At 51.8% G+C, this 12,484-nt stretch carries 10 protein-coding genes and 1 tRNA gene; 8 read left to right on the top strand and 3 right to left on the bottom strand.

What is annotated here, in order from left to right; all coding sequences use genetic code 11:
* Nucleotide 1: 1 nt before the first annotated feature.
* Entirely contained in the window at nucleotides 2-493 is a 492-nt protein-coding gene (locus tag V7D78_RS12150; RefSeq protein ID WP_333608721.1) for a septum site-determining protein MinC, read from the bottom strand.
* A gap of 144 nt (nucleotides 494-637) precedes the next feature.
* Here V7D78_RS12150 and V7D78_RS12155 point away from each other — a divergent pair, with 144 nt between their 5' ends.
* From V7D78_RS12155 to V7D78_RS12190, 8 genes are all read left to right on the top strand, one after another.
* Nucleotides 638-919 (top strand): YcgL domain-containing protein, encoded by a 282-nt coding sequence (locus V7D78_RS12155; protein WP_333608722.1) that lies wholly within the window; start codon nucleotides 638-640, stop codon nucleotides 917-919.
* A gap of 1 nt (nucleotide 920) precedes the next feature.
* Nucleotides 921-1,976, top strand: coding sequence for a lytic murein transglycosylase (locus V7D78_RS12160; protein WP_333608723.1), 1,056 nt, complete (start codon nucleotides 921-923; stop codon nucleotides 1,974-1,976).
* A gap of 7 nt (nucleotides 1,977-1,983) precedes the next feature.
* The gene (locus V7D78_RS12165) at nucleotides 1,984-2,643 is read left to right on the top strand and encodes a fumarylacetoacetate hydrolase family protein (protein WP_333608724.1); all 660 of its coding nucleotides are present in this window, start codon (nucleotides 1,984-1,986) and stop codon (nucleotides 2,641-2,643) included.
* Between the two features lie 3 nt (nucleotides 2,644-2,646).
* Nucleotides 2,647-3,141 (top strand): YcgN family cysteine cluster protein, encoded by a 495-nt coding sequence (locus tag V7D78_RS12170; protein ID WP_333608725.1) that lies wholly within the window; start codon nucleotides 2,647-2,649, stop codon nucleotides 3,139-3,141.
* Between the two features lie 72 nt (nucleotides 3,142-3,213).
* Entirely contained in the window at nucleotides 3,214-6,615 is a 3,402-nt protein-coding gene (smc, locus tag V7D78_RS12175) for a chromosome segregation protein SMC (protein WP_333608726.1), read from the top strand.
* Nucleotides 6,616-6,635: 20 nt separating this feature from the next.
* A complete protein-coding gene (gene zipA / locus V7D78_RS12180) occupies nucleotides 6,636-7,538 on the top strand; it encodes a cell division protein ZipA (RefSeq protein WP_333608727.1) in 903 nt (300 codons plus the stop codon).
* A 107-nt stretch (nucleotides 7,539-7,645) separates the two neighbouring features.
* Nucleotides 7,646-9,676 carry an NAD-dependent DNA ligase LigA gene (ligA, locus tag V7D78_RS12185; protein WP_333608728.1) on the top strand — a complete coding sequence of 677 codons (2,031 nt, stop codon included), beginning with the start codon at nucleotides 7,646-7,648 and terminating at the stop codon, nucleotides 9,674-9,676.
* 19 nt (nucleotides 9,677-9,695) lie between these two features.
* Nucleotides 9,696-10,214: a DUF2919 family protein gene (locus tag V7D78_RS12190; protein ID WP_333608729.1), complete on the top strand. Its 519-nt coding sequence runs from the start codon at nucleotides 9,696-9,698 to the stop codon at nucleotides 10,212-10,214.
* On the opposite strand, the gene V7D78_RS12195 is transcribed toward V7D78_RS12190, so the two are convergent.
* Both V7D78_RS12195 and V7D78_RS12200 read right to left on the bottom strand, forming a co-directional pair.
* Nucleotides 10,211-11,833 carry a response regulator gene (locus V7D78_RS12195; RefSeq protein WP_333608730.1) on the bottom strand — a complete coding sequence of 541 codons (1,623 nt, stop codon included), beginning with the start codon at nucleotides 11,831-11,833 and terminating at the stop codon, nucleotides 10,211-10,213. The genes V7D78_RS12190 and V7D78_RS12195 overlap by 4 nt on opposite strands.
* Nucleotides 11,834-12,242: 409 nt before the next feature.
* Nucleotides 12,243-12,318 (bottom strand) — tRNA-Val (locus tag V7D78_RS12200).
* Nucleotides 12,319-12,484: the final 166 nt, after the last annotated feature.

Genomic DNA, 12,484 nt, shown 5'->3' on the forward strand with positions numbered 1-12,484 from the left:
TTCAGGGTGATGAGATTACCCAAAATGTTAAAACGATTAAATCGGTGCCTTTGGCATAAATTTGCTGGCCAGAGCGCACCGTTTGCTCAATGATTTTGCTGTCCATTGGCTGAGCTGCGACTTGACTGCTTGCTGCAGCGCTGGCGGGAGCAGCGCTGTTTTGCGAGGCAGCCGCTGGCCCCTTGCTGGTTTTAGGCAGCTGTAATACCGCTAAGCCAGCCTGATGCGCCGCTTGCTTTTGCGGCCCGGAAGCCGCACAGACACCCACCAGCACCAGTTGTAACTCGGTAAAAAGCTGTTTAATGGCGAAAAAGTCGGGCTCAGACGGGCAGTCCTGTAAATTGAGTACCAGCGGTGCCATCTGAAAAAAGGCCGGCGCTTGTGCCAGTTTTTGCTGTAACAAGGCCTGCAGTGTTGCCACACTATAGTCGCTGCAATGCAGCACAGACATCGGGAACAGGCTTCCCTTGAGTTCTAAGGATTGATCAGACATAAAGACAGTATGCGTACTTAGCTATTTTTATCGCTGCATTCGCAGCATTATTTGCGTGACGGGCCAGGCGGCCGGTACGCAAGGCCTGCGCTTCATGTTATAGTTTCGCTATCTGTTAGGCAAGTTAAGCAAGGCCTTTATTCTATGATATGTGCGGTATATCGCTCCTCGCGCAAAGAGGGCGCTTATTTGTTTGTGGGCAGCCGGGATGATTTCAGTGCCGTGCCTGCCGCATTGCTTGATAGCTTTGGTCCGCCACAGCTGGTGACGTTAATTAATCTGGCCCGGCGGGAACATTTAGCCCAGGCCGACATTCATAAGGTTCGGGCGGCATTATTAAGCCCCGGTTTTTATTTTCAGCTACCGCCTCCGGTAGACAATTTACTCGCCTTACACAAGGCCAGCCAGCACAGTGCACAGGGGTAATATGTTGAGTTCTCGAGTTTTTAGTAATGTTGTTGTGGCATGCGCCTTAGTTATCAGCCCATTTAGCACCTTAAGTTATGCGCAACAGGCGTCAGCAGAGCAGGCTGAAGCAAAAATCAGTTTTGAGCAGTACACCACGAATTTAAGGCAGGAAGCGGCCAGCCGTGGTTATGATGAAGCCTTGCTGGAGCAGGTATTTCCGACGCTGCAGTTTCATGAGCGGGTCGTCAGTGCCGATCGCTCGCAGCCCGAGATTGTTGAAACCCTGGCCACTTACTTGCCCAAGCGGGTCAGTGAAATACGCATTCGTATGGCCCGTGAGCGTTATCAGCAATTTTTACCGCAGTTACAGCAAATTGGTGACAAATATGGCGTACAGCCGCGCTTTATTATTGCGCTGTGGGGCTTAGAAAGCAGCTTTGGCCGCTTTCAGGGCAACTATTCCATTCCCTCAGCGCTGGCAACGCTAGCCTATGAAGGCCGCCGTGAAACCTTTTTTAAGCAAGAGTTTTTCAATGCGCTGGATATCCTGGCACAAGGTCATATCAGCTTTGAAAACATGAAAGGCTCCTGGGCCGGGGCTATGGGGCAAAGCCAGTTTATGCCCAGCTCCTTTTTAGCCTATGCGCAAGATGGTGACGGCGATGGCAAAAAAGACATCTGGGGCAATGAGCTGGATGTTTTTGCGTCAATTGCCAACTATTTAAAGCAACAAGGCTGGGATAACAGAAAAACCTGGGGTCGCGAAGTGCAATTACCGGCCAAGTTTGATCATGGTTTGGCGATACAGCGTGGCAGCCTGGCCAGAGCCGAGTGGCTAAAGCGCTGGCAGGATTCTGAACGTAGTCTGGCCGACTGGAACACACTTGGCGTGCGCCGTTTAAATGGGGGCGAATTGCCCGCACGTGATATAGCGGCCGCGCTTATTTTACCTGATGGCCCTGAGGGCAAGGCTTATCTGGGCTATGCCAACTATAAAAGCCTGATGCACTGGAACCGCTCTTACTATTTTGTCACCAGCGTCGGTGTGCTGGCTGATTTAATTGCCGCGGAGTAGCAGCCTTATGTATCAGCACCAGGATTATCAAGGGCAGCCGCTGCCGTTGCCGGTGGGCAAGGTAGTGTGTATTGGTCAGAACTATCAGGACCATATTGCCGAAATGCAAAGCAAGACCGCCGAAGAAGCGCTGTTTTTTATTAAACCTGCCACGGCGCTGGTGCCGCTCTCGCCGGCGTTCAGTATTCCGCTGGCGCGCGGTGCCGTGCATAACGAAGTCGAAATTGCGGTGCTGATTGCCACACCACTCAGCCATGCGGATGTCAGCCAGGTCGCTGAAGCTATTTGGGGTTACAGCCTAGCGCTGGATTTAACCTTGCGTGAGGTTCAGGCGCGCTTAAAGCAGCAGGGCCGGCCCTGGGAGCTGGCCAAAGGCTTTGATGGCGCCTGCCCGGTAGCGGGCTTTGTGCCAAAAGCGCTGGTGCAGCATCCGCAGCAACTGGACTTTAGTTTGTATGTGAACGGTGAGGCACGTCAGGTAGGCAACAGCGCCAATATGATCCGCGGTATTTGTCAGCTTATAAGTGAAATGTCGCAATTTTTTACCTTGCAAGCCGGCGATATAGTACTCACTGGCACGCCAGCCGGGGTGGGCCCTTTGCAAGTGGGTGATAAACTGCAACTTCAACTCTCTGATTTTTTCAGCATCAGCAGCAGGATAGCATAAGATATGGCGTTAACTGAACGCTTTTGGGAGCACAAAACGCTGGATCAGATGAACAGCGAAGAGTGGGAAGCACTGTGTGATGGCTGTGCCAAATGCTGCTTAAATAAATTTATTGACGATGACGAGCAACAGGGCCCTACGGCAGAACTTAAGCCAGGTGAGCAGGTGCATTATACCAATATTGCCTGCCGCTATTTAAACAGCCACAAGTGCGAATGTACCCAGTATGCGCAGCGTACGGTACTGGTACCGGATTGTATCGCCCTGACCAAAGACAACTTAAAAGACATCTTTTTTATGCCCACCAGTTGTGCCTACCGGCGCCTGCATGAGGGCCGCGGCTTACCGGGCTGGCACCCGTTATTGCAGGGCGGCAAAAAGAGCCTGATGCATAAAAAACAAATGTCGGTGCGTAATAAAACCTTGTCAGAAGATCAGGTGGATCTTGATGATTTTGAAGATTTTATTGTCAGCTGGCCGCTAAACGATCTGGATTAAGATGACAGCCCTCAGCTGCCTCTGGTACAGTTTTGTAAATGACCGTAAATCAAGGCTTTTTCCTGGCAACGCATGCGCTTAAAACAGATTAAACTGGCAGGCTTTAAATCCTTTGTCGATGCCACCCTGGTGCCTTTTCCACAGCAGATGACGGCGGTGGTGGGCCCTAATGGCTGCGGTAAATCTAACGTCATTGATGCTGTGCGCTGGGTGCTGGGTGAGAGTTCGGCCAAAAATCTGCGCGGCGATGCGATGACCGATGTCATTTTTAATGGCTCCAGTCAGCGCAAGCCGGTATCGCAAGCCTCGGTTGAGCTGGTGTTTGAAAATACCCAGGGCCGGTTACAGGGGCAGTTGGCTGATCGCAGTGAAATATCGGTGAAACGGCTGGTGACCCGTGATGCACAGTCCAACTATTTCCTTAATGGCAGTAAATGCCGCCGCCGTGATATTACCGATATTTTTCTGGGCACCGGCCTTGGGCCACGCAGCTACGCCATTATTGAGCAGGGCATGATCTCGCGCTTAATTGAATCTAAACCGCAAGAACTCAGGGTGTTTATTGAAGAAGCCGCCGGTATTTCCAAATACAAAGAGCGGCGGCGCGAGACAGAAAATCGTATTAAGCATACCCGCGAAAATCTCGAGCGACTGGCCGATGTGCGCCAGGAACTGGCGCTGAATATAGATAAACTGCAGCGCCAGGCCAGTGCCGCAGAGCGCTTTAAACAGCTCAAAGCGCAGGAGCGGCAGCTAAAAACCGAGCTAACGGCCATTAAATGGCTGCACTTCAGCCAAAAACTGGCAGAGTTAGAGCAGCAAATGCTGGCGCAGCAAACTGAACTGGATAAAGTGCAATCTGAAGAGCTGGGTGAGCAGCGTTTGTTGCTGGAATTAAAGCAGCAAGCACAGCAACAGCGTGATCTGTTACAGCACACGCAAAGCCGTTTTTATCAACTGGCTGGCCAGATCAGCCGCTTAGAGCAGCAAATATTACATCAACGCCAGCAGCAACATAGTTTACAAGCGCAGTGCCAGCAAGCGCTGCACAGCCTGGCACAGGCAAACGACTTTATTGAAACCGAACAAGCGCTGCAAGCACAGTTAGAGGAACAGCTGGCAGAAGATGAGCCGCGACTGGCGATAGTCAGCGAGCAAATAGCCGAGCTGAGCGAGCAACTAGAGCAGGCAGAAGAGCAGCAGCTGTTGCAGCAACAAGCCTGGCAGCGCTGGCAGCAGCAACATTTTAATTTGCAGCAACAACAACAACAGCAACAGCTGCAGCAGCACAATCTGCTCAGCCAGTTAGCTCAGTTGCAACAGCAACAGCAGCAGGTCGCGCAAGAACTCGCTGAATTAGCATTGGCGCCGCTGCAACAGCAGCAACAGCAATTAAGCCTGCAGCTTGAGCAAAGCGCTTTGCAGCGCGACAGCTTGCATCAGCAACAGCAGCAGGCACTTAGCCTGTTTCAGCAACAGCAGCAATTAAGCCGTCAGGCTGAAGCACAGCAGCTGACACTGCAGTCTGAGCTCACGCTGTTACAGCGTGAGCAGCAGCAACTTGCGCAATTACAGCAACAGCAACAAAGCCAGCAGCAACAATTATTACAGCAATTAACGATTAAACCCGGCTGGGCCAGCGCAGTGGCGCTGGTGTTGGGTCAGTTACAGCATGCGTTGGTAAGTGAACAGCTAACGCTAGCGCAGACACAGGTCAGCCGCAATGAGCTGCCGGCCAGGCCGGGTAGCCTGGCCGAAGTAGTGATCACTGGGGTTTATCCGCAAAGCTTTAATCAGATCATACTGGCTCCAAGTGCGCAAGCGGCCTTAGCACAAAGCGCCACGCTCAACAGCGGTGAGAGTGTGATCAGCCCCTGTGGTTTTTGGCTGGGCGCGAACTGGTCGTTACAGGCCGGTGCTTTGCAACAAGACAACGTTTTACAGCGCGCTGAACGCCTGCTACAGCTGCAGCAGCTGATGGCACAGTCAGAGCAAGTGCTCGCTGAGCAGCGCGAGGCGCTTGAACATCAGCAATTGGCCGAACAACAAGCCGAGCAGGATTACCAGCAGGCGCAGCAGCGCTTAGTAGCGGCAGAGCAGGCTTATCAGCAAGGGCACACCGCTTTGCTATTGGCCTCGCAGCAATGGCAGCAGGCAGAGCAACGCAGTGCAAAACTGCAGGCGCAGCAGCAACAGTTACAGCTGCAACAGGCGCAATGGGAAGAGCGTAGCGAGCAGTTAGCATTGGCGCTTGAGCAAAGTGCCGAGCAGGTATTGCTACATGAGCAACAGCAGCAGACCGCTCAGCAAAATGCTGCCGCGCAACAACTGCCGCAATTACGGGCACAGTTTGAACAAAAGCGTACGCTACAGCAGCAACTAAGCACTCAGCAACGCTTAAGCCAGCAGCAACTGCAAACCATTGCCCAAAACCTGCAGCGGGCGCTGACGCAACAACAGCAATTAACCGAGCAACTTGCCCAGCTGCAGGCCGGTATGGCAGAGCAACAGCAACAGCCCGGGGAGTTGCAGGCGCAATTGCAACTGACGCTGGCCGAGCATAGTGAAACCGAGCAGCAGATGATTAGCCAGCAACAGCAGTTGTTAACGCTGGAGCAGCAAGTGGCCGAGCTGGAGCAGGGGCAGCAGGGTATGCTGCAACGCTTAGCCAGAAAACAGGCTGAGCTTGCAGAGCTGAGGCTGGATGCAGAAGGCTACCGGGTGCGGGCGAACAATATGCTGGAGCTGTTAGGCGAGCAGCAAGCCAATATGCAACTGCTGTTAGCGGGTTTAGCACCAGAGGCGGATGAAGCGCAATGGCAGCTGCAACTGGATAAAACCAGCGCTGCACTGGGCCGGTTAGGGCCGATAAATTTGGCGGCTATTGAAGAATATGCACAGCAAGCGGAACGAAAACAGTATTTAGATGCTCAAAATGCCGATTTACATGCGGCGCTGGAGACACTGGAAACCGCCATGCGTAAGATTGACCGCGATACCCGGCAAAAGTTTAAAGAGACCTTTGAACAGGTCAATGCCGGTTTGCAGCAGTTATTTCCCAAGGTGTTTGGTGGTGGTAGTGCTTATCTGGATTTAACCGATGAAGACTTGCTGGAGACCGGGGTGAGCATTATGGCGCGGCCACCGGGCAAAAAAAACAGTACAATACATTTATTATCGGGTGGTGAAAAAGCGTTAACCGCTTTATCATTGGTGTTTTCAATTTTCAGACTAAATCCGGCGCCGTTTTGCATGCTGGATGAAGTAGATGCACCATTGGATGACGCTAACGTAGGCCGTTTTTGCAATTTAGTGCGTGAAATGTCTGAAAGCGTACAGTTTATATATATTAGCCACAATAAAATCGCTATGGAGATGGCGTCCCAGCTGATGGGCGTAACCATGCAGGAACCCGGTGTATCGCGTGTGGTTGCTGTAGATGTGGACGACGCCGTAAAATTGGCTGTCGCCTGAGAACAGTAAAAGGTATAACTATGGCTAGCGAGTTACGTTTAGTATTAATTATTTTAGGTGCGCTGATTTTAGGCGGCTTATTTTTGCATGGCATTTGGACCGTTCGTAAGAACAGCCAACAGTCACGGCATCGTTATTTCCCGGAAGAAGAGACCAGCAGCGAACCTAAAGCTGATGGCTTTGATGATTTTGGCGTGGGTCAGGTCAGGGTCATTAAAAGCGCGAAAGCAGCGACGTCACACACTGAGCCCAGAGCTGAACCCAGAGTCGAAGCAAAGCCGTTCGCAAAGAGTGAGCCCAGAAGCGAGCCTAGAGCAGAGCCCAAAGCCGCCCCGGCCGAGCCAGTGCACGCCGCTTCAGCCCCTGCTGAGCGGCCAGATCCGCGTTTATCCTTTAATGCACTGTCTGATGATGAACTGCATGAACGCCAGTCGCTAGCCACGGCTGAGCCAGATTATATCGAAGAGCCTGAACCAGAGGTTGCCCCTGCAGCGCCCTCTGAAGTGCTGATCCTCTATGTGTTGCTGGCCGAGGGCAGCGAAATTAAGGGCGCGGATTTATTGTCAGCGTTAATGACGCTTGGTTTTAAATATGGTGACATGGACATTTTTCACCGTCATCTTGATAACGCCGGCTCGGGTGCCGTGTTATTTAGTCTGGCCAATATGTTTAATCCGGGTACCTTTGATATTGAGCAGATGAATAATGTCAGCACCCGCGGTTTGAGTTTGTTTATGACCCTACCCGGGCCGGGCGAGCCGCTGCAAAATTTTAACCTGATGCACAATGCAGCGAAAAAATTAGCCGAAGAGTTTGGTGGTCAGGTATTAGATGGTCAGCGCAGCGTGTTGACGGTGCAAACAGTGCGGCATTATGTTGATCGCATCCGTGAATTTCAGCGGCAGCGGCTTATCCATGGTTAAAAGCATGGTTAACAGCATGATGAACAGCATGAATCAGTAATTGGATAAACCCTGAAAACTAACTGACAGCGGCAGGGACACCCTGCCGTTTTTTATAGTGAGTGTTAATGAGCATGGATCCCGAACAGCAGATTGAGCAGCTGCGTCATACTCTTGAGCAGTATAGCTACCAGTATTATGTTCTCGATGCACCGACAGTGCCGGATGCAGAATACGACCGCTTATATCAGCAGCTGCAACAGTTAGAGCAGCAACATCCACACCTTATCAGCCCGGATTCACCCACTCAGCGGGTCGGCGCTGCGCCCTTAGCCAAATTTAGTCAGGTTGCGCATCAGCTGCCGATGTTGTCACTGGATAATGCCTTTGCCGAGGCTGACTTTAGCGCCTTTGTAAAACGGTTGCAGGACAGGTTAGATGTAACTGGTGCGCTGGCGTTTTGTTGTGAGCCTAAGCTGGATGGCTTAGCGGTGAGTCTGCGCTATGAGCAAGGCCAATTGGTGCAGGCTGCTACCCGTGGTGATGGTTATACCGGTGAGGATATCACCAGCAATATCCGCACTATTAAGGCAATACCGCTGCGCTTACAGGGCGAGGTGCCTGCCGTGTTGGAAGTACGTGGTGAGGTATTTATGCCGTTGGCTGGCTTTGAGCAACTGAACCGCCAGGCCCGTGACAGTGGCGATAAGGTGTTTGCTAACCCGCGTAACGCCGCTGCCGGCAGTTTGCGACAACTTGACCCGGCTATTACCGCTAAACGGCCGCTGATGTTTTATGCCTATGGTTTAGGGCAGGTAGAGGACAGTCAGGTCTTACTGAATAACCAGTGTCATTTTAGCCGCTTGCAGCAGTTAAAGCAGTGGGGCTTGCCGGTGTGTCCGGAAATTCAACTGCTGGAGGGTGAAGCACAGGTGCTGGCCTATTATCAGCAGATTTTAGCCAAGCGTGCCAACTTGCCCTATGAGATTGATGGTGTGGTGATCAAAGTGAGCAGCCTGGCACAGCAACAGGCACTGGGCTTTGTTGCACGCGCGCCGCGCTGGGCTATTGCTTTTAAATTTCCGGCGCAGGAGATGCTTACCCAGTTACTGGATGTAGACTTTCAGGTGGGGCGCACCGGCGCTATCACGCCTGTGGCCCGCTTAGCACCGGTCGTGGTAGGTGGCGTCACGGTAAGTAATGCGACCTTACATAATCAGGATGAAATAACCCGCTTGGGTGTGCGTATAGGTGACAGAGTGATAGTGCGTCGGGCCGGCGATGTGATCCCGCAAATTGTTTCTGTGGTATTGGCAGAGCGCCCGGCGGATAGCCGCGACATTTCTTTTCCGGATGCCTGCCCGGTATGTGGCTCAGCGGTAGAGCGGGTCAGTGGTGAAGCTGTTGCCCGATGCAGTGGCGGCTTATTTTGTGCCGCCCAGCTAAAAGAGTCGCTGAAACATTTTGTATCGCGCAAAGCCCTGGATATTGAGGGGCTGGGCGATAAGCTGGTGGAGCAACTGGTAGAGCAAGGCCTGGTGAAAACGCCTGATGCTATTTTTCAGCTGGATATGCCAGCCTTGGTTGGTCTGGAGCGCATGGGTGAGAAATCGGCGCTTAAGCTGTTAAATGCGATAAAGCAGGCAAAACACACCAGCTTGCCGCGTTTTATTTATGCGTTGGGTATTCGCGAGGTAGGCGAAGCCACTGCGCTGAATCTGGCCAGCCACTTTGCCAGCCTGGATGCACTTGAGCAAGCCAGCCTCGAGCAGTTGCTCGAAGTGCAGGATGTCGGCACTGTGGTGGCTGAGCACCTGTATCACTTTTTTCGCGAGCCGCATAACCAGCAGGTGGTGGCGGCTTTGCTGGCACAGGGCATCAGCTGGCCGGCGCTGGAAAAGCAAGCGGTTAGTGAGCAGCCACTTAGCGGCCAGACGGTGGTGCTGACCGGTACTTTAGTCAGTATGGGCCGGGATGAAGCTAAGACGTTATTGCAGAGGTTGGGCGCTAAAGTATCAGGCTCGGTATCGGCAAAAACCCATGCGGTGATTGCCGGGGACAATGCCGGCTCTAAGCTGGCTAAAGCCACAGAGTTACAGGTAGCGGTGTGGACAGAGCAGCAGATGCTCGATTTATTCCAGCGCTATGGGGTGAGCTAATGCGGCGGGAGACCGGGCGTTGAAACACTTGCCATTACTGGATAAATACGGCCTCTACCCACTGCCGCAGCGGCTGTACGGGCTGCTGCTGTTGTTGCTAAGGCCTTATTTATGCTGGGTGTTGGCACTGACCATGCGCGGTAAAGAGCAGGATATGCTGCGCCTGTTTTACCCGCAGCAGGACGATTTTATACTGGCATGTGTCCTGGCCGCCCCCTTGTTGCTGTTGCTGGCGGCGATATCGCAGCGCACCGATAAAGGCTTTGCCCCCTGGCGCTATATCTGGCAGCAAGGTCGCTGGTTATTACTAGCGGTGACCAGCTTAGATTTACTGCTAACCATAGCGGCCTTACCGGATGATGTGATGCTGGATGCGCCCTGGCGGATGTTATCAGTAGTGGCACTCATCGCCGGGCTTATCTGGCTGTTGTGCAGTAAGCATTTATCGCTGATTTTTGCCGAATGGCCAGAGCCGCAAAAAGCAGACAAGGGCAAAGAGAGCAGGGGTAAAGGCAGCGATAAAAATAGCCAGACTTAGGCTAGCTGACTGAGAAATTTTTGCTTTAATAGCTCAAAGCGGTGTTGCTGGTCTGGTTTAAGGGGTTTTGCTTCTAATAGCTGCTGGCATTCTGCTAATAGCTGTTGTTTTTTAGTATTACTGCATAAAGGGCGGGGGCTTAACAGCAGGGTTTGCCATAAGTTAAGGGCAATACCAACATTTTTTGGCATCACCTGACGGGCCAGCATAAAGGCGTCAAAGGCTTCCTGCCAGTTGCCATGCTTGTACAGCGATACTGCGCTGTTATTCAGCTCACGCGGCCCCTGACGCATGGCCTGGCGCTCTTGCTGCTCTTGTTGCAGGTAAGTGCTAAGTAGCGGATCTGTTGCTTGCTGCAAGCAATGCTGATGAATTTGCTGAAACAGCCGTTTTGAGGCTTCACTCAAACCCACTTCATGCAGCGCCTTGGCTTTATCCAGCGCATCTTCAACAGAGGCGATAGCGTGCTGCTCGGCCAGTTCGCTGAGCATAGCCTGGGCTTTTTCTTTGTGGTCCTGCAAATATAAAAGCCGCGCCTGTAACACCGCTTGCTGCTCAGCTATTGGTGCCTTAGCAAACTGCCGTTGCAAGGTATTCAGGCATAGGCTGATTTGTTTATTTAGTCGATTAAGTTGCTCATCATCCTCACTACTTAGCGCAAAGTCGATGCTGGCTCGCGCCAGATTCAGGTATAAATCGGCTTGTTCAAAAATAGAATAACGGGAAAACTTCACCATATCGCGGGCGGCGCGGTACTGCAGTTCATAGTCGTGGTTAATGCGGGATAACTGCTGCAGCTTTTGCTGGCGTAATAAATTGCGTGGTGCCAGCTCAGTGGCGGCGGTCAGGTGTTGCTGCGCTTGCTGAAACTGCTGCTGTTTGGCCGCTAAATCGGCCAAACCTTCCAGTGCAAATAAGCGACCGTCGCTGCGCTCTAATAACAGCTGCAACTCTTTAAACGCCTCAGCATCTTGCCCCAGTTGCAGGTAACATTTCACCAGGCCTATGCGCACCCAGCTCAGCGGCTGTATGGTCAGCATTGACTTAAAAAATGGCAAAGCCTGCGCCATATCGGCCATGTCTAACAGCACATCGCCTTTGATTTTTAACAACAGGCCCACATGTTTTTGTTGCTGGCTATCAGCGAGTAGCTGCTCAATTTCCTGTAACGCCCGTTGATGGGCTTTATCATCCAGCGCCTGATACAGATTGCGCAGTTGTGCTTTACGTTTCAGCACCCGCTCAATACGCAGTTGCACATCACGGATCACAAAGGGTTTGGCTAAAAATTCGTCCGGTTGTAGCTCTATCACGCTGTGTACCAGTGAGGGATCGGTTTCGGCGCTGATAAAAATCACGCCACAACTGAGCTTTTGTAGTTGTAGCTGTTTCATTTCCTGGTACAGCTGATAGCCATCTTTGCCTTGCTGCTGGTTGTAACTGCAAATCACCAGATCATAGCTATTGGTTCTGAGAAGATTTAATGCCAGCGGTGCTTTTTCGGCAACAGTAATGTTTTGATAATTGAGTTGCTCTAGTGCATAGCGCAAAAAACTTTGCGACAGTGGCTGCTCATCAATAATCAGAATGCGTTCATCACGACGCAGGGTATTGTCCATAGCACAACAAGGTTAGCGGGTTGATAAAGTTACTATAGCAAGCTTTCTTATTACTGCGGCAGTAAAATAATGCGCTGAATGTTATTCGGTATAAAAATATGTGGGGGACGGTGCTTTTTCGTGGTATTCAGTAATAGAAGTGGTGGATTGTAGTGGGGCGGCATGCAATGCTTCGGGCTAGTGGCAACCGTCTCGTTGTAGAGAGCGGGCGGTACTTATCATGATAACTTTCGAAGTGGTGGATTGTACTGGGTTGAAATTAGTGGCAACCGTGTCTCAGTAAAGAGAGGGCTGTGCTTTTTTATGGTATTTAGTAGGAGAAGTGGTGGATTGTACTGGGTGCGGGCTGGTGGCAACCGTGTCTTAGCAAAGAGCGGCGGTGCTCTTTCATGGTATTTAACACGAGAAGTGGTGGATTGTACTGGGTTCGAACCAGTGACCCCCGCCTTGTAAGGGCGGTGCTCTCCCAGCTGAGCTAACAATCCACGGGAGATATACTTTTTGAATTTGTGGTAAACATCAATTGGTGGATTGTACTGGGTTCGAACCAGTTATCACCGTTTCGTCGTAAAGAGCGGGCGGTGCTCTTCATGATAAAACATCAATTGGTGGATTGTACTGGGTTCGAACCAGTGACCCCCGCCTTGTAAG

Origin of the sequence: Arsukibacterium sp., assembly GCF_036735525.1 — a bacterium.
Taxonomy (GTDB): Bacteria; Pseudomonadota; Gammaproteobacteria; order Enterobacterales; family Alteromonadaceae; genus Alishewanella.

Bases quoted from the DNA above. Each gene is read 5' to 3' on its own strand.
- V7D78_RS12150 (WP_333608721.1), bottom strand. From the start codon at position 493: ATGTCTGATCAATCCTTAGAACTCAAGGGAAGCCTGTTCCCGATGTCT.
- V7D78_RS12155 (WP_333608722.1), top strand. From the start codon at position 638: ATGATATGTGCGGTATATCGCTCCTCGCGCAAAGAGGGCGCTTATTTG.
- V7D78_RS12160 (WP_333608723.1), top strand. From the start codon at position 921: ATGTTGAGTTCTCGAGTTTTTAGTAATGTTGTTGTGGCATGCGCCTTA.
- V7D78_RS12165 (WP_333608724.1), top strand. From the start codon at position 1,984: ATGTATCAGCACCAGGATTATCAAGGGCAGCCGCTGCCGTTGCCGGTG.
- V7D78_RS12170 (WP_333608725.1), top strand. From the start codon at position 2,647: ATGGCGTTAACTGAACGCTTTTGGGAGCACAAAACGCTGGATCAGATG.
- smc (WP_333608726.1), top strand. From the start codon at position 3,214: ATGCGCTTAAAACAGATTAAACTGGCAGGCTTTAAATCCTTTGTCGAT.
- zipA (WP_333608727.1), top strand. From the start codon at position 6,636: ATGGCTAGCGAGTTACGTTTAGTATTAATTATTTTAGGTGCGCTGATT.
- ligA (WP_333608728.1), top strand. From the start codon at position 7,646: ATGAGCATGGATCCCGAACAGCAGATTGAGCAGCTGCGTCATACTCTT.
- V7D78_RS12195 (WP_333608730.1), bottom strand. From the start codon at position 11,833: ATGGACAATACCCTGCGTCGTGATGAACGCATTCTGATTATTGATGAG.